This is a genomic window from Streptomyces spinoverrucosus, from assembly GCF_006539505.1.
GTDB lineage: Bacteria > Actinomycetota > Actinomycetes > Streptomycetales > Streptomycetaceae > Streptomyces > Streptomyces spinoverrucosus.
Map to the genome: position 1 here is coordinate 24,517 of NZ_BJND01000073.1, position 20,553 is coordinate 45,069.

Consider the following 20,553-nt stretch of genomic DNA (forward strand, 5'->3'; position numbering starts at 1 on the left):
CCCACAGACCCGGCGTAGACCAGTCCCACGGGACAGCGCTCGAACGTTCGACGAGGAACGAAGAACGGGGCCGTAATGCACAGCAGCATCAGCACCAGCCGCACCCGGACACGCAGGACCGCCCGCGCCGCCGCGGCCGCACTGGCGGGAGCGCTCGCGTTCTCGCTCAGCGCCTGCGGAGGCGACGACAGCAGTGGAAACGAAGGCAGCGGCGGTACGGACGAGGCCGCCACCACCGTCACCCTCCCCAAGCTGGACGGCGAGACCCTGGAGGTCGCCGCCGTCTGGACCGGCCCGGAGCAGGCCAACTTCAAGAAGGTGCTGGAGGAGTTCGAGAAGCGGACCGGCGCCAAGGTGACCTTTGTGCCTGCGCAGGACCCGATCATCAACTTCCTCGGCTCGAAGATCGCGGGCGGCGCGCCACCGGACATCGCGATGCTTCCCCAGGTCGGCGCCATCCAGCAGGCCGTGGACAAGGGCTGGGCCAAGCCGATCGGGCCGGAGGCCCAGGAGCAGCTCGGCAAGAACTATTCCCAGGGCTGGCAGGACCTCGGCAAGGTCGACGGCAAGCAGTACGGCGTCTACTACAAGGCCGCCAACAAGTCCCTGATCTGGTACAACACGCAGGTCTTCGAGAACGCGGGTGCCGAGGAACCCAAGACGTGGGAGGACCTGCTCTCCACCGCGCAGACGATCTACGACTCCGGTGTCACCCCGTTCTCCGTCGGCGGCGCCGACGGCTGGACGCTGACCGACTGGTTCGAGAACGTCTACCTCTCGCAGGCGGGCCCGGAGAAGTACGACCAGCTGGCCAAGCACGAGATCAAGTGGACAGACCCGTCCGTCACCGAGGCCCTGACGACGCTGGCGCAGATCTGGGGCAAGCAGGACTACATCGCGGGCGGCGCGAGCGGCGCGCTGCAGACCGAGTTCCCGGCCTCTGTGACGCAGACCTTCACCGGCGGCGACCAGCCGAAGGCCGGCATGGTCTTCGAGGGCGACTTCGTGCAGGTCAACATCGCGGAGACGGACGCGGAGGTGGGCACGGACGCCAAGGTGTTCGCGTTCCCGAAGGTCGGCGACACCGAGCCGGTCGTCTCCGGCGGTGACGCGGCGGTCATCCTTCAGGACTCCAAGGCCGCGCAGGCCCTGGCCACCTTCCTCGCCTCGCCGGACGCGGCGACCATCCAGGCGAAGCTCGGCGGCTATCTGTCGCCGAACAAGAACGTGGACCCGTCGGCGTACCCGAACGCGGTGCAGCAGGAGATGGCCAAGTCGCTGGTCGCGGCCGGGGACGACTTCCGCTTCGACATGTCCGACCAGGCCCCGCAGGCCTTCGGCGGCACGCCCGGCAAGGGCGAGTGGAAAGCGTTGCAGGACTTCCTGAAGAACCCGAAGGACATCAAGGGCACCCAGGAACAGCTGGAGGCCGACGCGGCCGCGGCGTACGGAAACTGAGCCGGCCATGGCGTCGGCATCCACGGCAGGGGTCCCGCCGAGGAAGGCCGGGACCCCTCCCCGGAGTCGCAAGAGCGTGACCGGCACCCGCAGGACCGTGGCAGCGCTGTTCCTGCTGCCCGCCCTGGTGCTGCTGGGCGCGCTCGTGGTCTACCCGATCGGGTACTCGGTCGTCCGCAGCTTCTACGACCAGTCCGGCGACGGCTTCGCCGGATTCGACAACTACCAGGCCCTGTTCACCGACGACGGCATCCGTACGGCGCTGAAGAACAACATCATCTGGGTGGTGTTCGCGCCGACGGTCGCGACCGCGCTCGGGCTGATCTTCGCGGTGCTGACCGAACGGGTGCGCTGGGGCACGGCGTTCAAGCTGGTCGTCTTCATGCCGATGGCGATCTCGATGCTCGCGGCGGGCATCATCTTCCGTCTGGTGTACGACCAGGATCCGGACAAGGGCGTCGCGAACGCGGTGTGGGTGGGTGTGCACGACACGTTCGCCGAGGCGTCGGCGTTCCCGAAGGCGCACCCGGGCCGGGAGTCGCCGCTCACGGTGGATCAAGGCGGCTTCATCACCAAGGAACCGGTCCGCCTGGGCGAGCCGGTCAACCTGCCTCTCGTGGGGGTCGCCCCCGACCAGATGCCCGACGACGCCGCGAAGGCCGTGGCGGCGCGGCCCGACCCGGGCAAGGTCACAGGCACCACCTGGCAGGACTTCACGCGCGGCGAGGGCGTCGGCACCCTCGGCGCCCCGGACCCGTCGGAGCTGGGCTATCCCGGCATGAAGATCGAGGCGGTCAAGGACGGCAAGGTCGTCGCCTCGACCACGGCCGCCGACGACGGCACCTTCTCCCTCCCGGCCGCCGCCGACGGAGCTCAACTGCGGCTGCCCGCCGACAACTTCAAGGAGCCGTACAACGGCCTGGACTGGCTCGGCCCGTCGCTGGTCACGCCGGCCATCATCGGGTCGTACATCTGGATGTGGGCGGGCTTCGCGATGGTGCTGATCGCGGCAGGGCTGGCGGGGGTGCCCCGTGAGCTGCTGGAGGCGGCGCGGGTCGACGGGGCCAATGAGTGGCAGGTGTTCAGACGGGTCACCGTGCCGCTGCTCGCGCCGGTCCTGGCGGTGGTCACCGTCACCTTGATGATCAATGTGCTGAAGATCTTCGACCTGGTCTTCATCATCGCCCCGGGCTCCTCCCAGGACGACGCGAACGTGCTCGCCCTGGAGCTGTATCGCAAGGGCTTCTCCGAGGACCAGCCGGGCATCGCCAGCGCCATCGCGGTGTTCCTGCTGCTTCTGGTGATCCCGGTGATGTGGTTCAACATCCGCAGGCTCAGGCGGGAGGTGCGGCGATGAGCACGCAGGCCGTGACCAAGGAGTCCGGCAAGGCCAGGGCGTCCCTCGGCTCTCGTCTCGCGGAGGGCGTCAGCGGCGGTCTGGTCCGCGTCTTCCTGATCGTCGTCGGCCTGTTCTGGCTGGTGCCGACCATCGGGCTGCTGCTCTCCTCGCTGCGCACTCCGGCGGACATGAACGAGAGCGGCTGGTGGACGGTGTTCACCAAGCCCGCCCAACTCACCTTCGAGAGCTACGAGAAGCTGCTCAACAACAGCGACATCACCGACTCCCTGGTGAACACGGTCCTGATCACGGTCCCGGCGACGGTGCTGGTCGTGGTCATCGGCTCGCTCGCCGGATACGCCTTCGCCTGGATGGAGTTCCCGGGCCGGGACTGGTGGTTCCTTGGCGTGGTCGGCCTGCTGGTGGTGCCCGTGCAGGTGGCGCTGATCCCGATCGCCGAACTGTTCGGAAACATCGGACTGTTCGGCTCGCTGCTCGGCGTGATCCTCTTCCACGTGGGCTTCGGGCTGCCGTTCGCGGTGTTCCTGCTGCGGAACTTCTTCGCGGAGATCCCGCGCGAGCTGCTGGAGGCGGCCCGGCTGGACGGCGCCGGTGAACTGCGGCTGTTCGCACGGGTGGTGATGCCGCTGGGCGGGCCTGCGATCGCGAGCCTGGGCATCTTCCAGTTCCTGTGGGTGTGGAACGACATGCTGGTCGCGCTGGTGTTCTCCGACTCCGGCAACCAGCCGATCACGGTGGCGCTGCAGACGCAGGTGAGGCAGTTCGGGAACAACATCGACGTGCTGGCGCCCGGCGCGTTCATCTCGATGGTGATTCCGCTCGCCGTGTTCTTCGCGTTCCAGCGGCAGTTCGTGTCCGGTGTGATGGCGGGCGCGGTGAAGTAGCGGCAGAAGCAACGACGTCGGGGCGGGCCGGACAACGGCCCGCCCCTTCGCGTTCCCGGTGAAATCCCCCGCACTGACCCATGGATGCCCCTCAATCCCCCGGCAGCCACTATTTCGCAACCTTCTGGTCATTTCACCGTCACCGAACGCCACCGACCGCCGTTCACCTACCGGGAGTCCGAATGCCCCGCGCGCCTCCCGCCGAGCACGGACGACGAAGACGGAAAGAGCGCAATGCCCCGTTTCAGCATCATCGTTCCCTCTCACGGGGTCGAGGGCCGGCTGGCCCGGGCCCTGGAGTCGGTTCTGGCCCAGTCCTTCGGCGACTTCGAGCTGATCACGGTGTGTGACGAGCCGGATGCCCTCGCGGCGGACATCACCGCCGGGTACGCCGGGCGGGACCGCCGGGTGAGACCGGCGTACTCACCGCCCTCGGCCGGTCTGAGCGCGGCCCGCACGACCGGGCTGCGCGCGGCCTCCGGTGCCTATCTGCTGTTTCTCGACGGCGACGACGTCCTCGTACCGGGGGCGCTGGCGGCGCTGGACGCCCGGCTGCGGGAGACGGGGCCGGTGGATGTGCTGCACTACGCGCACGAGCGGGCGTCGGCGCGGGCGTTGAGGGAACGACTGGGCGCTCGCCCCATCGCCTGCCCGCCCGCGCCCCCAGGAACCTTTCACCCCGACGCGGCCCCCTGGCTCACAGTGGTGAACCGGCCCGTGTGGAGCGCCGCCTACCGGCGCGGGTTTCTGGCGGTGCACCAACTCGCCTTTCCCTACGGCCACTTCACCGACCTCGGGTGGGGCGGGATGGTGACGGTGCTGGCGGAGCGGGTGGCGGTGCTGCCGTCGGTGGTCGTACGGCATCTGATGCGGGCGCCGGGGAGTCTGCTCGACGTTCCTAGTGAGCACCAGCTCGACCTGCTGGACCAGGTCGAGCTGGTGCTGTTCCAGGCCGATGCCGAGCGGGTGTCGGCGGCGCGGTCGCGGGCGCTGTTCGACCAGCTGTTCGCCGTGGTGGTGGAAGTGGCGGCCGATGCACGCCGGTTGCCCGCGCGTCGGCGGCGCGCCTTCTTCCGGCAGGCGGGTGTGCTGTATCGGCGTTACCGGCCCGCCGGGCACCGGCCGCCGGGGGTGCGGCAGTGGCTCCTGTGGGCCGGTGCCTACACGACCTTCCGCGCGCTGCCGTTGCGCGGCCGGTTACTCGATGACGAGCTCGACCGGGATGTTGCCGCGGGTGGCGTTGGAGTAGGGGCAGACCTGGTGGGCCTGCTCGACCAGCTTGCGGCCGGTCGCCTGGTCGACGGTGTCGGGCAGCTCGACGCGGAGGGTGACGGCGAGCGCGAAGCCCTCGCCCTGCTTGCCGATGCCGACCTCGGCGGTGACGGCGGCCTCGCTGACGTCGACCTTGGCCTGCCGGCCGACCAGGCCGAGGGCGCTGCCGAAGCAGGCCGCGTACCCGGCGGCGAAGAGCTGCTCGGGGTTGGTGCCCTGGCCGTTGCCGCCCAGCTCCACCGGCGGGGCCAGCTTGAGGTCGATCTTGCCGTCGGAGGAGACGGCACGACCATCGCGGCCGTGGGTGGCGGTGGCGACGGCGGTGTAGAGCGCGTCCATGGAGAAACCATCCCTCTCAAGTCATGTACCGGCGGCCTGTCCGGCCAGCCTGACAACAGAAAGTAGAGCACACAATTCAATTGCGCACAACTAAATGGCGGGCACGAGCTACCCTGGGCGCATGACGACCACGCCCACAGCGGACTGGCTCCGCCTCGACCAGCAGATCTGCTTCTCCCTGAACGCGGCCTCGCGCGCCTTCGGCGGGGTCTACCGCGTGCTCCTCAAGGACCTCGGGCTCACCTACCCGCAGTACCTGGTGATGCTCGTGCTGTGGGAGCACGGCGACCTGCCGGTGAAGAAGCTGGGCGAGCAGCTGCGCCTCGACTCCGGCACGCTGTCGCCGCTGCTCAAGCGGCTGGAGGCGGCCGGTCTGATACGCCGGGAGCGCAGCGTGCGCGACGAGCGCTCGGTGGAGGTGCGGCTGACCGAGGAGGGCGTCGCGCTGCGCGAGCGGGCACTTCAGGTGCCGCGCCGGATCATGGCGGCGACCGGGTTCGACGTCGACGAGATCCGCGAGCTGCGGGCCCGCCTCGACGAGCTCACGACGGCGCTCGACGCGGCGGCGCAGGCGGAGGCGGCGGCTGGGGCGGAAGCAGGGGCGGCGGCTGCGGAGCCGCGGTGAGGCCGGGGGTGCCGGTGGCCGGTACGGGGCGTCCGGCGGGGTCGAGCCTGCTGCGCGTGGCCTCCGTCATGCGTCCCGTCGACGCCGGGCCCACGGCGGCACCCGGCGCACTCCCCGTCGACGCCGGGCTTCCGGCGCCGCCCCGTACGCCCCATACGCTCGCCGTGAGCGCCGTGGGGCTCGCAGCCCCCGCCCTGCGGACGTAGAGCCGAAGCGTCGCACCCCCGCGTACGAACTCCTGCCGCGGCTCGTACGGCACGAACTGCTCCGCCACCACGGTGAGCTTCACGCGCTCGGCCGGATCCCGGGGGACCCAGCGCGCCCGCCGCGCGTACAGCTCGGCCACCACCCACAGCTGGTCCAGCCCGGCGAGCCTGCGGCGCAGTTCGGCGGCGTGGACCTCCTCCCCGTACAGCGTCCCGGACTCCGGCGCGGGCACCCCGAGCGCCACGTCCCACACGCCCCGGAACGCCTCCGGGTAGGCCAGCGCGGCCCGCCGCCCGATGGCCGGCACGAACAGCACCGGGTCGCCGGGGCTCAGCTCGCGCGCGGCGTCGGCGGAGACGGTGGAGAGGTTGTCGGCGCGCACGGAGGGCGTGCGTTCCTGGCGGTGCAGGGGGAACTGGTGGGCGAACGCCAGCCCCACCGCGAGGACGCCGGTGACGGTGGCCAGGGGGGAGCGCCCGACGCCCCGGAGCAGCCGGTCGGCCCCGGCGGCGGCCAGCAGCGGTGCCCCGGCGAGCGCGTACAGCACGTACCGGTCGTCGTACATCGGCTTGATCTGCGACACCGCGATCAGCGTGAGCGGCGGCACGGTCATCAGGGGCAGGGCGACGCCGACGAGGGACGGGCGCCTCCTGGGGAGCGTCGCACGCCCCCGCCCCGGCCACAGAGCGGCGGCGATCAGAATGACGTACGCCCAGAAGACCTCACCCTCCGCCCCCGTGAACGACCGCAGCAGCCGCTCCACGCTGCCCATGCGGGGCACCGGCAGCCATGCCACCTGCTCGGCCTGCGTCCACGAGACGACGATCAGCGGCACCAGCACCAGCACCGCGCCCACTGCCGCGCGCGCCCACCGCCCCCATACGGCACGCGGCACGCGCGCGTGGGCCAATGTCAGCGCGTGGGCGAGGAGCACGAGCACGGCCAGTTCGTGCAGCAGGCAGGTGACAGCGACGACGAGCCCGTACGGCCACCAGGCGGCCCCCGCGACCGCCCGCACCAGCAGCAGCGTCGCGCCGGCCGCGCAGGCGGCGACGAGTGCGTACGAGCGGCCCTCCTGGGCGAAGTGGCCCGCCATGGGTGTCACCGCGTACAGCAACCCCGCCCAGAGGCCGACGCGCGGCCGGGCCAGCCTGGCACCGAGGGCCGCGACCAGACCCGCGGTGAGGGCAGCCGCACACACCGACGGCAGGCGCAGGACGACCTCGTCGGCGCGGAGGGCGAGGACGGGGTGCATGAGCAGGTAGTACAGGCCGTGCACGGCGTCCACGCTGTGCAGCAGCCGCCAGATCTCCGGTAACGAGCGCCGGGCGACCTGGAAGGTGACGGCCTCGTCGCGCCACATCCCGCCCCGGTCGAGGCCCCACAGCCCGATGCCGAGCATGACGAACGCGGGCATCGCGACGACCGCGACGCCGACCCGGCCGGTTCCTTTCGTTTCCGGTTCCCCGTTCACCACAGGGCCAGTTTGTACTATTTTCTGACGAATGCAGGTGATTGACGGCGTATCGGCGCTGATACGACCCTCCTGCGGCTTACGATCCGCCGGTGATGAGACGTCACCCTCTCGCTCTCGCCACCGCCTGGCTCCTCACCCGGGCCCTGATGCTGTGGCTGCTCGCCCACAACTCACAGCCCCTGCTGGGCCATGGGGCCGTGGCGCGCGAGGTGTGGGTCACCTATCACCGCTGGTACGAGGCGCTCGCCCAGGGCGCCTTCCCGGCCGACGACCCGCTGTGGCAGTACCCGCCGGGCGCGGGCCCCGTGCTGCTCTCCCCCGCGCTGCTTCCGGGCCTGACGTACTTCCGGGCGTTCGTCGCTCTCACGCTCGTCGCCGATGCCGTGATCGCCCTGGCGCTGACCCGCGCGGGGACCCGCCCCGGCCGCACGCTCCTCGGTGCCGCCCTCTGGATCCTCGCGCTCCCCCTGCTGCTGCACATCCCGCTCGCGCGCTACGACGTGCAGGTCACGGCCCTTGCCGTCATCTCCCTGTTGACGCTGGGCCGCTCCACGCGCGCGTGCGGTGTGTTCGCGGCACTGGGGGCGCTGGTGAAGGTGTGGCCGGCCCTGGTGCTGCTGGGTACGCCGAAGGGGCGGGTCAGCAGGTCGGCGTGGGGGTGGGCGGCGGTGTCCGGGACGGCCGTACTGCTGCTCCTGTGCGTGTTGTTCAACAATCCCCTCGCCTTCCTGCTCCACCAGGGTGAGCGGGGCGTGCAGATCGAGTCGTTCGGCGGCACTCTGCTCGGCCTCGCGACGCATGTGGGCTGGCCGGGCGAGGTGAAGTACCAGTACGGGGCGATGGAGTTCACCGGCCCGTACGTCTCTGCCGTGGCGGCGGCGTCGCTCGCGCTCACGGCCGTCGCCTTCGCCCTCCTCCTGCTGTGGCGGCTCAGGGCGCGGGCGGACGCCTTCGGTGAGGCGGTGCCGTACGACGCGGCCCTCACCGCGGTGCTGCTGTTCACCGTCACCAGCCGGATGATCAGCCCGCAGTACATGGTGTGGCTGCTCGGCCTGGCGGCCGTGTGCCTCACCTCCCGGCACACCACGCAACGCCCGGTGGCGGTGCTGCTGGTGGCGGCGACGGCGGTCAGCGCGGTCGCGTATCCCGGGCTGTACGCGGAGGTCGTGCACAGCACCTGGACCGGCTGCGCGCTGATGGTCGTACGCAACGGACTGCTGGCGGCGGCGGCCGTCCTGTCGTTCACCCGTCTGTGGCGCACGACGGTGTCCGTGCCCGGAACCGATGCCACCTGTGCCGACGGTCGTACGAGGAGCGACGATCGCGAGGCGGGGGCCCCGTCACCTGCTTCACTGTGAGGCGAATTCACTGTGAGGCGACTTCGCTTTGAGGCGGACGGCTCACAGGGAACGGCTCACAGGGCAACGGACGAGGGGACGACCGCACATGACCTGGCTGATCACCGGCGGCGCGGGATACATCGGGGCGCACGTGGTGCGGGCGATGACCGAGGCGGGCGAGCGGGCGGTCGTGTACGACGACCTGTCCACCGGCCTCGCCGAGCGCGTCCCGGACGGCGTCCCCCTGGTGGTCGGCTCGACGCTGGACGGCGGGCTGCTGGGCCGGGTGCTGGCGGATCACCAGGTCACCGGGGTCGTTCACCTGGCGGCGAAGAAGCAGGTCGGCGAGTCCGTGGACCGCCCGCTGCACTACTACCGGGAGAACGTCGAGGGCCTGCGGATCCTGCTCGAAGCGGTCACGACGGCGCGGGTCCCGTCGTTCGTCTTCTCCTCCTCCGCGGCCGTGTACGGCATGCCGGACGTGGACCTGGTCACGGAGGAGACGCCGTGCGTGCCGATGAGCCCGTACGGCGAGACGAAGCTGGCCGGCGAGTGGCTGGTCCGGGCGACGGGCCGGGCGACCGGCCTGGCCACGGCGTCCCTGCGCTACTTCAACGTGGCGGGCACGGCGAGCCCGGAGCTGGCGGACGTGGGCGTCTTCAACCTCATCCCCATGGTCTTCGAGAAACTCACCGAGGGCGCGCCCCCGCGCATCTTCGGCGACGACTACCCGACCCCCGATGGCACCTGCATCCGCGACTACATCCACGTGGTCGACCTGGCCGAGGCCCATGTGGCGGTCGCCCGCGCCCTGCGGGCCGCCCCCGGCCGCGACCTCACCCTCAACATCGGCCGCGGCGAGGGCGTCTCGGTCCGCGACATGATCGACCGCATCAACACGGTCACCGGCCACCACCGCCCCGCAATCGTCACCCCACGCCGCCCCGGAGACCCCGCCCGCGTCGTCGCCTCCGCCGACCGCATCACCCCGGAGCTGGGATGGAAGGCCCGGTACGACGTCCAGGACATGATCGCTTCGGCGTGGGAGGGGTGGGTGCGGAGGCATCCGGGGGCGGTGCTGGACTAGCGTGCGGAGGCATCCGAGGGCGGCGCTGGACTAGCGTGCGGAGGCATCCGAGGGCGGCACTGGACTAGCGTGCGGCGGGTGACCGATGCCCACGGCCGGACCGACTCCGAGCGCCTGACCGGGTCCGAGCGCCGGACCGACTCCGAGCGCCGGACTGACGCTCACCGCCCGACCGACTCCGAGCGCCTGACCGGTTCCCAGCGCCTGACCGACGCTCACCGCCCGACCGGTGCTCACTGCTCGACCGATGCCCACGGCCTGGCCGACTCCCAGCGGCCGACCGGTGCCCACCGCCCCACCGACTCTCAGGACCTCGCCAACTCCCAGGGCCTGGCCGAGCCCCAGCGCCCCACCGGCCCCCAGGGACTGGCCGACTCCCACCGGCCGACCGGTGCGCACCACCCCACCGACTCCCAGGGCCCGACCGACTCCCACCGCCCGACCGAGCCCCACCGCCCAACCGACCCTCAGCGCCCCACCGACTCCCAGGGCCCGACCGACCCCCAGCGCCCCACCGATGCCCACCGCCCAGCCGAACCCCACCGCCTGACCCGTGCGCTTGGTGCCGTCGTCGGCTCGGCCGTCGGCGACGCCCTGGGGGCGCCCTTCGAGTTCGGGCCCGAAGGGGCGTTCTCCGTCCGCTTCCCCCGACCCGGGCAGGGCGGTGAGATGTGCGGGGGCGGCGGCTGGGACCCGGGCGAGGCGACCGACGACACGCAGATGGCCGTACTCGTCGGGGAGTCTCTGCTGGAGCGGGGCGGCCTGGATCTGCCGGACGTCTTCCGCCGGTTCCAGCGGTGGGCCGCCGCCGGGCCCAAGGACATCGGCCTGCAGACCGAGGCCGTGCTGAGCAGCGGCGATCCCTGGGACACGGCCGCCGCGCTGCACTTCCAGGTGAACCAGCGGGCCGCGGGCAACGGTTCGCTGATGCGGGCCACCACCTCCGCCGTGTACTTCGCGGCCCACGGCCGGGACGCCACCATGGACGCCGCCCGCCGTCTGGCCGCCCTCACGCACGGCGACCGGGCGGCGTGGGAGGGCACGGCGGTCTTCCACGAGCTGGTGCGGGTCGCGCTGGACGGTGGCGACCCGCTGAGGGCCGTACCGGAGACGCTCGCGCTCGTCCACCCCGGGCACCGGGAGCGGTACGCCGTCGTACTCGACCCGGGCTGGCATCCCGACCTGGCGACCGAGTTCAACGGTGCGGTGTGGCCCTGTCTCGGCTCCGCCCTGTGGGCCGTACGGACCACGTCGTCGTACGAGGACGCCGTGCGCGCCGCGATCGACCTCGGCGGCGACACGGACACCGTCGCGGCCGTGACGGGCGGGCTCGCCGGGGCGGTGTACGGCGTGGACGCGATCCCCGCCCGCTGGACCGACACCCTGCACGTGCCACTGCCCGGCTTCGACGAGCGGGTGTTGCGAACCCCGGACCTGGCGGAACTGGCCCGGCGGCTCAACGGCTAGGCGCCCCGGCTACAGCCCCTAAAGCCACCCAGCCCCTACAACCCCTACAGCGCCTTGAGCGCCGCCGCAGTCGACCGTGCCAACGACGCCAGGTACCCCTTCGGCAGCTTCGGGCTGCGGATCACCACCGAGCGCCAGTACAGCGGCCCCGAGATGAGGTCGAGGGCGAGGTCGTGGTCGTAGCCCGAACCGACCTCCCCGCGCTGTTCCGCCGCCGCCACGATCTTGCTGGCGACGCCCTCCTGCCCCTCGCGCAACGCCTTCTGGACGGCGTCGGCGATCTCGGGGTTGCGGGCCGCCTCCGCCTGGAGGTCGGGGAGGATCTGCGAGGCCACGGGGTGCCGCAGCGCGCGGGACGTCACCTCGTAGAGAAGCCGCAGGTCGGACTCCAGGGAGCCGGTGTCCGGCGCGGGCAGGCCCTGCACGGCGATCGCCGACACGACGTCCAGCACCAGGTGCAGCTTGGAGCGCCAGCGCCGGTACACCGCGGTCTTGCCGACCCCGGCCCGGCGGGCGATGCCCTCGATCGACATCCGCGCATAGCCGACGGCCGCGAGCTCCTCGAAGACGGCGGCCCGGATGGCTTCCGTCACATCCGCCCGCAGCACAGCCGCCCCCGCGGGGGCCCGGCGGCGCGGGCGCGGCTGGTGCCCGTCGGCGTTCGTCGTCATGCGGACCAGCATAGGGCGTTACGACGAAACGGTTGCGTTCCGACGTTCACAAGGCCTACGCTCACGTTGCGACGATACGGTCCCGTCCCGACGTAAGAAGACGTGAAGAAACGCGTGAGAAAACGCCGGACGACGCTTGCCCGGGCCGCGCCGCACCTCCACCCCCCGACCGAAAGCAGCGGATGTGAGCCAGGTCCTCGACACACCGCCCCAGACGACGGCCCGCCCCACCACCCCGGCCGACGACGACCTCGCGGCCCTCGCCGCCCGCCACGGCCTCACGGTCAGCGGCGCCCGCCCCTCCCTGCCCCAGTACGTCCGCCAGCTGTGGGCGCGCCGCCACTTCATCACGGCGTTCGCGACGGCCAAGCTCACCGCCCAGTACAGCCAGGCGAAGCTCGGCCAGGTCTGGCAGGTGATGACCCCGCTGCTGAACGCGGCCGTCTACTACCTGATCTTCGGCGTGCTGCTGCAGACCAAGAAGGGCGTGCCGGACTACGTCCCGTTCCTGGTCACGGGCGTGTTCATCTGGACCTTCACGCAGAGCTCGATCCTGGCCGGCACCCGCGCCATCTCCGGCAACCTCGGCCTCGTCCGCGCCCTGCACTTCCCCCGCGCGGCCCTGCCGATCTCCTTCTGCCTCCAGCAGCTCCAGCAGCTGCTGTTCTCGATGGCGGCCCTGGTCGTCATCCTGCTGGTCTTCGGCGTTCCGGTCGCCGCGTCCTGGGTGCTGGCGATCCCGGCCCTGATCCTGCAGTTCACGTTCAACGCGGGCGTGTCCATGATCATGGCCCGGCTGGGCGCCAAGACGCCGGACATCGCCCAGCTGATGCCGTTCGTGCTGCGCACCTGGATGTACGTCTCCGGCGTGATGTGGAGCATCGACCACCTGCTCAGCCAGCACAACAGCCTGCCCGGCTGGGTCGGTCCGGTGCTCCAGGCCAACCCCGCCGCCGTCTACATCGACCTGATGCGCTTCGCGCTGATCGACAGCTTCCACGCGAGCCAGCTGCCCGACCACGTCTGGATGCTCGCCACGGGCTGGGCCCTGCTCGCCGGCGTCGGCGGCTTCATCTACTTCTGGAAGGCTGAGGAGACGTACGGCCGTGGCTGAGAACCCGAACGACCCGATCCCCACCGTCATCGCCGACCACGTCGACATCGTCTACCGCGTCAACGGCACCGGCGCCGGCCGCGGCTCCGCCACCGCCGCCCTCAACCGCATGCTGCGCCGGGGGCACGCCGAGAAGGCGGCCGGCGTGCGCACCGTGCACGCCGTCCGGGACGTCTCCTTCGTCGCGTACAAGGGCGAGGCCATCGGCCTGATCGGCACCAACGGCTCCGGCAAGTCGACCCTGCTCAAAGCCGTTGCTGGCCTGCTCCCCGTGGAGAACGGCCGGATCTACACGGGTGGCCAGCCGTCCCTCCTCGGCGTCAACGCCGCCCTGATGAGCGACCTCACCGGTGAGCGCAACGTCCACCTCGGCGGCCTGGCGATGGGCATGAGCCGCGAGCAGGTCAAGGAGCGCTACCAGGAGATCGTCGAGTTCTCCGGCATCAACGAGAAGGGCGACTTCATCACGCTGCCCATGCGGACGTACTCCTCCGGCATGGCCGCCCGGCTGCGCTTCTCCATCGCCGCCGCCAAGGACCACGACGTCCTGCTCATCGACGAGGCCCTCGCCACCGGCGACCGCTCCTTCCAGAAGCGCTCCGAGGCCCGTATCCGCGAGCTGCGCCAGCAGGCCGGCACGGTCTTCCTGGTCAGCCACAACAACAAGTCCATCCGCGACACCTGCGACCGGGTGCTGTGGCTGGAACGCGGTGAGCTGCGCATGGACGGGCCCACGGAGGAGGTCATGAAGGCGTACGAGGCCTTCACCGGGGACAACAAGCCGAAGCCCAAGCCCAAGCCGGCGCCGAAGGTGGCTCAGCCGTCCTGACCCACGCTGCACGCACGAGGGCGCCCCGAGCCGTTTCCGGCCCGGGGCGCCCTCACTGTCGTACTGAGCCTGTACCGAGGCTTACGAGTGCGCCCGCAGCAGGGTGCGCATCGTCCGCATCGCCACCGACAGGTTCGCCAGGTCGAACGATTCGGAGCTCTGAATCTCCTCCAGCGTCGTCCGTGCCCGCCCCAGCAGCGCCGCGTTCTTCTGCTCCCACACCTTGAACCGCTGCTCCGGCGTCGCCGAGCCGTTGCCCACGGCCAGGACGTCCGACGTGACGGCCGCGTGGGCGGCGTACAGGTCCTCGCGGATCGCCGCGCGGGCCATCGACTGCCAGCGGTCGGTGCGGGGCAGGGCGCTGATGCGGTCCATCAGCTGGGTGATGGTCAGACGGTCGGCGAGGTCGTAGTAGACCTCGGCGACATCCATCGGCTCCCTGCCCATGCGGTCGGCCACCGAGACGATGTCGAGCGTCGGGAAGGCGGAGGAGAAACCGGCCACCGGGGTGGCGAGTTCGTCCGGGACACCGGCGGCGCTCAGCTCGTCGTAGATCTTCTGCCACCACTCCAGGTCCGCGCCGCGCAGCAGCTTGGGCAGCTGCGCCCACACCTGTTCGACCCGCTCGGCGAAGAAGTCGACCGTCTCGGCGAGCTGGAGCGGCTGCGGCCTGTTGTTGAGCAGCCAGCGCGTGCCGCGCTCGACGAGCCGCCGCGAGTGCAGTCGGATACGGGTCTGGACGACGGCCTCGACCTTGTTGTCGAGCGCCTCCACCCCGTCCCACACCGGCGCCTGGCGGAAGATCGCGCGGGCCGCGGTCTGCGCCCGGACGATCTCCTCCAGCGAGGCGCCGGTCTCCTCGCGCAGCCGGTGCAGATACGTCGTACCGCCCGTGTTGACCGTGTCGTTGACCAGCACGGTCGTGGTGATCTCGCGCCGCAGCGGGTGGCTGTCGATGTGCTCGGGGAACTGCTCGCGCAGCGCGGCCGGGAAGTAGCAGTGCAGCAGTTCGCGCAGGTACGCGTCGTCCGGCAGCGAGGTGTGCAGCAGCTCCTCGGCGACCGTGATCTTCGTGTACGCCAGCAGGACCGCCGTCTCCGGGCTGGTCAGGCCCTGGCCCTGGCCGAGCCGCTCGCGGATCTGGCGGTCGGTCGGCAGGAACTCCAGCGCCCTGTCGAGGTGGCCCTCGCGCACCAGATGGCGCAGGAAGCGCTGCTGGGCGTGGAGCATGTCCTTGGACTGGGCGAGGGCGTTGGCGATGGCCGTGTTCTGCGCGTAGTTGTTGCGCAGCACCAGGCTGCCGACCTCGTCGGTCATCTCGGCGAGCAGCTTGTTGCGCTGCTTGACGGTCATGTCGCCGTCCGCGACCAGGCTGTTGAGCAGGATCTTGATGTTCACCTCGTGGTCGGAGGTGTCCACGCCCGCGCTGTTGTCGATGGCGTCGGTGTTGACCTTGCCGCCGTGGTGCGCGAACTCGATCCGGCCGAGCTGGGTCAGGCCCAGGTTGCCGCCCTCGCCGACGACCTTGACGCGCAGGTCGGAGCCGTCGACGCGGATGGGGTCGTTGGCCTTGTCGCCGACGTCGGTGTGGGACTCGACGGACGACTTGACGTACGTACCGATGCCGCCGTTCCACAGCAGGTCCACCGGCGCCTTGAGGATCGCCCGCATCAGGTCGGCCGGGGTCAGCTTGGCGACCTTGTCCTCGATGCCGAGGGCGGCGCGGATGTGCGCGTTGACCGGGATGGCCTTGGCGCTGCGGGGGAAGACGCCGCCGCCCGCCGACAGCAGGTCGGTGTTGTAGTCGGCCCACGACGAGCGCGGCAGCTCGAACAGGCGGCGGCGCTCCGCGTACGAGGTCGCCGCGTCCGGGTCCGGGTCGATGAAGATGTGCCGGTGGTCGAAGGCGGCGACCAGCCGGATGTGCTCGCTGAGCAGCATGCCGTTGCCGAACACGTCACCCGACATGTCACCGATGCCGACGACCGTGAAGTCCTCGGTCTGCGTGTCGACGCCCAGCTCCCTGAAGTGCCGCTTGACCGACTCCCAGGCGCCGCGCGCGGTAATGCCCATGCCCTTGTGGTCGTAGCCCGCGCTGCCGCCGGAGGCGAAGGCGTCGCCGAGCCAGAAGTTGTACGACTCGGCCACCTCGTTGGCGATGTCCGAGAACGTCGCCGTGCCCTTGTCGGCGGCGACCACCAGGTACGTGTCGTCCTCGTCGTGCCGGACGACGTCCGGCGGCGGGACGACCTCGCCCGCGACCATGTTGTCGGTGATGTCCAGCAGCGCCGAGATGAACGTCTTGTAGCTGGCGATGCCCTCCGCCAGCCATGCGTCCCGGTCCACGGACGGGTCCGGCAGCTGCTTGGCGACAAAGCCGCCCTTGGCGCCGACCGGCACGATGACGGTGTTCTTCACCATCTGCGCCTTGACCAGGCCGAGGATCTCGGTACGGAAGTCCTCGCGGCGGTCGGACCAGCGCAGGCCACCGCGGGCGACCTTGCCGAAGCGCAGGTGGACGCCCTCGACGCGCGGCGAGTACACCCAGATCTCGTACGCCGGGCGCGGTGCCGGCAGGTCCGGGATGGCCTGCGGGTCGAACTTCATCGACACGTACGCGTGCGGCTTGCCGCCCCGCGCCTCCTGGAAGAAGTTCGTGCGCAGGGTGGCCTTGATGACGGTGAGGAAGGACCGCAGGATCCGGTCCTCGTCGAGGCTCGCGACCTGGTCGAGGGCGGCGTCCAGCTCCTCCAGCAGGGCGTCGACGATCTCGCGCCCGGCGCGCTGCCGGTCCGGCGACATCCGCGCCTCGAACAGGGAGACGAGCAGCCGGGTGGTGTGGACGTTGTTGCGGAGGGTGTCCTCCATGTAGTCCTGGCTGAAAGTCGACCCCGCCTGGCGCAGGTACTTCGCGTACGCCCGCAGCACCATCGCCTGCCGCCAGGTCAGCCCGGCGCTCAGCACGAGGGCGTTGAAGCCGTCGTTCTCCGCCTTGCCGGTCCAGCTGGCGGCGAACGCCTCCTGGAACCGCTCACGGGCGTCGTCGCCGAGGTAGTCGGTGCCGTTCGCCTTGGGCATGCGCAGGCCGAAGTCGTAGATCCAGGCGACGCTGCGGTCGGCGCAGCGCAGTTCGTACGGCCGCTCGTCCATCACCTCGACGCCGAGCCGGTTGAGCACCGGCAGCACGCGGGACAGGGAGACGGAGTCGCCCTTGCGGTAGATCTTGAAGCGGCGCTCGTCGGGGCCGGCGCCCACCGGCTCGTACAGGCTGAGCGCGAAGTCTTTGTCCTGGTCGAGCCGTTCGAGATGGCCCAGGTCGGCGACCGCCGCGCGCGGGGTGTGGTCGGCCTTGTAGCCCTCGGGGAAGGCGTTGTGGTAGCTGCGCAGCATCTCGGCGGCGCGCTCCTCGCCGACCTCGGCGTTGAGCGCCTCGGCGAATCCGTCCATCCAGGAGCGGGCGGCCTCGACCAGGCGGGCCTCGATGCGCTCCTTGTCGGAGTCGGACAACTGCGGCAGCTCGGTGCCCTGCGGGACACGCACCACGAAGTGCAGCCGGGAGAGGATCGACTCGGTGTTCCAGGCGGTGAAGTCGACGCTGATGCCGCCCAGTTCCTCCTTCAGGATGTCGATGATCCTGAGCCGGACGCCGGTGGTGTAGCGGTCGCGGGGGAGGTAGACGAGGGCCGAGTAGTAGCGGCCGTACTCGTCCTGGCGCAGGTAGAGCCGCAGCCGGCGCCGCTCCTGCAGATACAGCACGGAGGTGACGATGGCCTGCAGCTCGTCGACCGGGGTCTGGAACAGCTCGTCGCGCGGGTACGTCTCCAGGATCTGCAGCAGATCGCGCCCGTCGTGGCTGTTGGGCGAGAACCCGGCGCGGGCCAGCACCTCGTCGACCTTGCGGCGGATGACAGGAACCCGGCGGACGGACTCGGTGTAGGCGGCGGAGGAGAACAGGCCCAGGAAGCGCCGCTCGCCCACGACGTTGCCCTGCTCGTCGAACTTCTTGACGCCGATGTAGTCCAGGTACGACGGCCGGTGCACGGTCGCCCGGCTGTTCGCCTTGGTCAGCACGAGCAGCTTGTGCTCCCGGGCCTTGGCGCGGGCGTCGGCGGGCAGCCGCTCGAAGGACGGGCTGACCGGGTGGCTCTCGCCGGCCTCGTGGTGCGGGTCCGCACGCAGTATGCCGAGGCCGGTGCCGGGGACGGCGGCGAGGGAGTCGTCGTCGCGCAGCTCGTACTCGCGGAAGCCGAGGAACGTGAAGTGATCGGCGGCCAGCCAGCGCAGCAGCTCGCGGGCCTCCTCGATCTCCTGCTGCGGCAGATCGCCGGCGATGGGCTCATCGGGCAGGCCCTCGGCGATGCGCAGCGCCGCGTCCCGCATCTTGCCCCAGTCCTCGACGGCCTCGCGGGCGTCGGACAGGACGCGCAGCAGATCGGCGGTGATCTGCTTCAGGTCCGAGCGGTCGGTCTCGCGGTCGATCTCGACGTGGATCCAGGACTCGACGTGGGCGTCGTGCGGGAGGACACCGGTGGGCGGGGTGGTGAGCACCTCAATGAGCCTGCCGGTGACATCACGGCGCACCACCATCTGCGGGTGGATGACGACGTGGATGCCGCGGCCCTGCCGGGTCAGCTCGTTGGTGACGGAGTCGACCAGGAAGGGCATGTCGTCGGTGACGACCTCGACGACGGAGTGGCTGCACGTCCAGCCGTTCTCCTCGACCGTCGGGGTGTGCACCCGGACGTTCGCCGTGCCCTGGGGGCGGTTCTCGGCCAGTCGGTAGTGGGAGTAGGCGGCTCCGAAGACGTCGACCGGGTCGCGGTCGGTGAGGTCCTCCGGGGCGGTGTGCAGGTAGTAGCGCTGGAGGAACGCGAGCACGGCGGCCCGGTCCGGGGTGCCGTGTTCCGTCGTCCCAGTCGGTAGGTGCCCCCCGACCGGGCTGTTCTCAGCTACCCGGGCGGCCCGATCGAGCAGCTCGGCCTTGGCTTCGTCCAGCTTGGTCTGCATTGTCCTCTGGCTCCTGTCGCGCGCCGTTGCGTGACGTAGAAGGAAGTACTGTCTCCGGCCTTCCGACGCGACGCCGTGACGCGGGGTGTCCGGTCCGTTTCGACGCTATGCCGCAAGGTGAGATGAGCGGGGGGTTATCGGCCATATCCCACACGCCCGGGGAGTGTGACGCTGCTCTCGACGGCGTCCGCTCCCGGGGTGTGCGCGGCACCGCGGAGCCCTCGAAAGCCCCGCCCCGCCCGCGAGGATCAGCGACTGCCGCCCGGACACGGATGTCTCCCATGCTCCCCGGGCGCAGGGCAGGGACACCGAGGCCCCCGCGAACTATCGCGCTGATCACGCCACAAGGCTATCGCTCCTTACGGGGGGCCCGTCATGAGCCGTATGTGTACAAATCCGGGGGTGGAACTTTGACAGTCTGCACAGGGGCGGGGAAGCGGGATGCGTCGTATCCGGCTCGCATCCGGCTCGTATCCGACTCGGATCCGACACAGCGGCATCCGGAAAACCGGCGCGTCCCCTAGGCAAGGCCGCACCCCCGAGGCACGTTGGCAGTGGAACCCAAAGCACTCACAAAGCCACCTCAAAGGGGAGCAACCCCCATGACCGCCAAGATCCTTGTCCTCACGGGCGACGCCGCAGAGTCCCTCGAAGTCCTCTACCCCTACCAGCGCCTTCGCGAGGAGGGCTACGAGGTCCATATCGCCGCCCCCACCCGCAAGATGCTGCAGTTCGTCGTCCATGACTTCGAGCCCGGTTTCGACACCTACACCGAGAAGCCCGGCTACACCTGGCCGGCCGATCTCGCCTTCTCGGAGGTCGACCCCGGCCAGTACGCCGCCGTGGTCATCCCCGGCGGCCGCGCCCCGGAGTACCTCCGCAACGACCCCGAACTCCGCAAGATCCTCAAGTCCTTCTTCGACTCCGACAAACCCGTGGCCCAGATCTGCCACGGCCCCCTCCTCACCGCCGCGATCGACAGCCTCCGCGGCCGCCGCGTCACCGCGTACCCCGCGCTGGAACTCGACATGCAGGCGGCCGGCGCCACCTTCAAGGACACCGAGGCGGTCGTCGACGGCACCCTGGTCTCGTCCCGCGCCTGGCCGGACCACCCCGCGTGGATGCGCGAATTCCTGAACGTGCTCCGCGCCAAGGCCCCGGTGACCTGACGCAACGTCCCTCTAGGTCCCGGGGGCGTCACGCCAGGCGCGCTGCGCCGCCCCCGGGACGCTGGGACCCCCGCAAGCAGGCGACGGACCACCCGAACCCGCTCAGGCGGCTCGCAACGGCACCGCACCGGACCCCACTCAGGCGGCTCGCAACGGCACCGCACCGAACCCCACTCAGGCAGCTCCGACGGCACCGCACCGAACCCCACTCAGGCAGCTCCGACGGCACCGCACCGAACCCCACTCA

The 20,553-nt window shown here is 70.8% G+C and carries 14 protein-coding genes and 1 pseudogene; 11 read left to right on the forward strand and 4 right to left on the reverse strand.

Annotated elements, in window-relative coordinates; all coding sequences use genetic code 11:
* Positions 1–75 precede the first annotated feature (75 nt).
* The 4 genes and pseudogenes from SSP24_RS35685 to SSP24_RS45370 all read left to right on the forward strand — a co-directional run.
* Positions 76–1,458, forward strand: a complete 1,383-nt coding sequence (locus SSP24_RS35685) for an ABC transporter substrate-binding protein (RefSeq protein ID WP_141314249.1) — start codon at positions 76–78, stop codon at positions 1,456–1,458.
* Positions 1,459–1,534: 76 nt separating this feature from the next.
* The gene (locus SSP24_RS35690) at positions 1,535–2,815 is read left to right on the forward strand and encodes a carbohydrate ABC transporter permease (RefSeq protein WP_141314251.1); all 1,281 of its coding nucleotides are present in this window, start codon (positions 1,535–1,537) and stop codon (positions 2,813–2,815) included.
* Positions 2,812–3,702, forward strand: a complete 891-nt coding sequence (locus tag SSP24_RS35695; protein ID WP_141314253.1) for a carbohydrate ABC transporter permease — start codon at positions 2,812–2,814, stop codon at positions 3,700–3,702. The genes SSP24_RS35690 and SSP24_RS35695 overlap by 4 nt, the downstream gene beginning before the upstream one ends.
* 234 nt (positions 3,703–3,936) lie before the next feature.
* Positions 3,937–4,455, forward strand: a pseudogene (locus SSP24_RS45370) (glycosyltransferase family 2 protein); the annotation flags it as partial.
* 444 nt (positions 4,456–4,899) lie between these two features.
* On the opposite strand, the gene SSP24_RS35705 reads toward SSP24_RS45370, so the two are convergent.
* Positions 4,900–5,313 carry an organic hydroperoxide resistance protein gene (locus SSP24_RS35705; protein ID WP_141314275.1) on the reverse strand — a complete coding sequence of 138 codons (414 nt, stop codon included), beginning with the start codon at positions 5,311–5,313 and terminating at the stop codon, positions 4,900–4,902.
* Between the two features lie 121 nt (positions 5,314–5,434).
* Here SSP24_RS35705 and SSP24_RS35710 point away from each other — a divergent pair, with 121 nt between their 5' ends.
* The gene (locus SSP24_RS35710; RefSeq protein WP_141314255.1) at positions 5,435–5,938 is read left to right on the forward strand and encodes a MarR family winged helix-turn-helix transcriptional regulator; all 504 of its coding nucleotides are present in this window, start codon (positions 5,435–5,437) and stop codon (positions 5,936–5,938) included.
* Here the strand turns inward: SSP24_RS35710 and SSP24_RS35715 are convergent.
* The gene (locus SSP24_RS35715) at positions 5,856–7,622 is read right to left on the reverse strand and encodes a glycosyltransferase family 39 protein (RefSeq protein WP_308439636.1); all 1,767 of its coding nucleotides are present in this window, start codon (positions 7,620–7,622) and stop codon (positions 5,856–5,858) included. The genes SSP24_RS35710 and SSP24_RS35715 overlap by 83 nt on opposite strands.
* Positions 7,623–7,714: 92 nt before the next feature.
* Between SSP24_RS35715 and SSP24_RS35720 the strand changes: the two genes are divergently transcribed.
* The 3 genes from SSP24_RS35720 (at position 7,715) to SSP24_RS35730 (ending at position 11,516) form a co-directional block, all read left to right on the forward strand.
* Positions 7,715–8,980: a glycosyltransferase family 87 protein gene (locus tag SSP24_RS35720; RefSeq protein WP_141314257.1), complete on the forward strand. Its 1,266-nt coding sequence runs from the start codon at positions 7,715–7,717 to the stop codon at positions 8,978–8,980.
* Positions 8,981–9,068: 88 nt separating this feature from the next.
* Positions 9,069–10,049, forward strand: coding sequence for a UDP-glucose 4-epimerase GalE (gene galE, locus SSP24_RS35725; protein ID WP_141314259.1), 981 nt, complete (start codon positions 9,069–9,071; stop codon positions 10,047–10,049).
* A gap of 546 nt (positions 10,050–10,595) precedes the next feature.
* Complete coding sequence (locus tag SSP24_RS35730; RefSeq protein ID WP_141314277.1) at positions 10,596–11,516, forward strand: ADP-ribosylglycohydrolase family protein; 921 nt, start codon at positions 10,596–10,598, stop codon at positions 11,514–11,516.
* Positions 11,517–11,560: 44 nt separating this feature from the next.
* On the opposite strand, the gene SSP24_RS35735 is transcribed toward SSP24_RS35730, so the two are convergent.
* A complete protein-coding gene (locus SSP24_RS35735; protein WP_141314261.1) occupies positions 11,561–12,199 on the reverse strand; it encodes a TetR/AcrR family transcriptional regulator in 639 nt (212 codons plus the stop codon).
* Positions 12,200–12,371: 172 nt separating this feature from the next.
* On the opposite strand from SSP24_RS35735, the gene SSP24_RS35740 reads away from it, so the two are divergent.
* The gene (locus SSP24_RS35740) at positions 12,372–13,301 is read left to right on the forward strand and encodes an ABC transporter permease (RefSeq protein WP_141314263.1); all 930 of its coding nucleotides are present in this window, start codon (positions 12,372–12,374) and stop codon (positions 13,299–13,301) included.
* Positions 13,294–14,130: an ABC transporter ATP-binding protein gene (locus tag SSP24_RS35745; RefSeq protein ID WP_141314265.1), complete on the forward strand. Its 837-nt coding sequence runs from the start codon at positions 13,294–13,296 to the stop codon at positions 14,128–14,130. Before SSP24_RS35740 ends, SSP24_RS35745 begins: the two co-directional genes overlap by 8 nt.
* Before the next feature lie 81 nt (positions 14,131–14,211).
* Here SSP24_RS35745 and SSP24_RS35750 read toward each other — a convergent pair whose 3' ends face one another.
* On the reverse strand, positions 14,212–19,137 hold the full coding sequence (locus SSP24_RS35750; RefSeq protein WP_141314267.1) for an NAD-glutamate dehydrogenase: 4,926 nt from the start codon (positions 19,135–19,137) through the stop codon (positions 14,212–14,214).
* 602 nt (positions 19,138–19,739) lie between these two features.
* Here SSP24_RS35750 and SSP24_RS35755 point away from each other — a divergent pair.
* Complete coding sequence (locus SSP24_RS35755) at positions 19,740–20,306, forward strand: DJ-1/PfpI family protein (RefSeq protein WP_141314269.1); 567 nt, start codon at positions 19,740–19,742, stop codon at positions 20,304–20,306.
* Positions 20,307–20,553 lie beyond the last annotated feature (247 nt).

Bases quoted from the DNA above. Each gene is read 5' to 3' on its own strand.
- SSP24_RS35685 (WP_141314249.1), top strand. From the start codon at position 76: ATGCACAGCAGCATCAGCACCAGCCGCACCCGGACACGCAGGACCGCC.
- SSP24_RS35695 (WP_141314253.1), top strand. From the start codon at position 2,812: ATGAGCACGCAGGCCGTGACCAAGGAGTCCGGCAAGGCCAGGGCGTCC.
- SSP24_RS35705 (WP_141314275.1), bottom strand. From the start codon at position 5,313: ATGGACGCGCTCTACACCGCCGTCGCCACCGCCACCCACGGCCGCGAT.
- SSP24_RS35710 (WP_141314255.1), top strand. From the start codon at position 5,435: ATGACGACCACGCCCACAGCGGACTGGCTCCGCCTCGACCAGCAGATC.
- SSP24_RS35720 (WP_141314257.1), top strand. From the start codon at position 7,715: ATGAGACGTCACCCTCTCGCTCTCGCCACCGCCTGGCTCCTCACCCGG.
- galE (WP_141314259.1), top strand. From the start codon at position 9,069: ATGACCTGGCTGATCACCGGCGGCGCGGGATACATCGGGGCGCACGTG.
- SSP24_RS35735 (WP_141314261.1), bottom strand. From the start codon at position 12,199: ATGCTGGTCCGCATGACGACGAACGCCGACGGGCACCAGCCGCGCCCG.
- SSP24_RS35750 (WP_141314267.1), bottom strand. From the start codon at position 19,137: ATGCAGACCAAGCTGGACGAAGCCAAGGCCGAGCTGCTCGATCGGGCC.
- SSP24_RS35755 (WP_141314269.1), top strand. From the start codon at position 19,740: ATGACCGCCAAGATCCTTGTCCTCACGGGCGACGCCGCAGAGTCCCTC.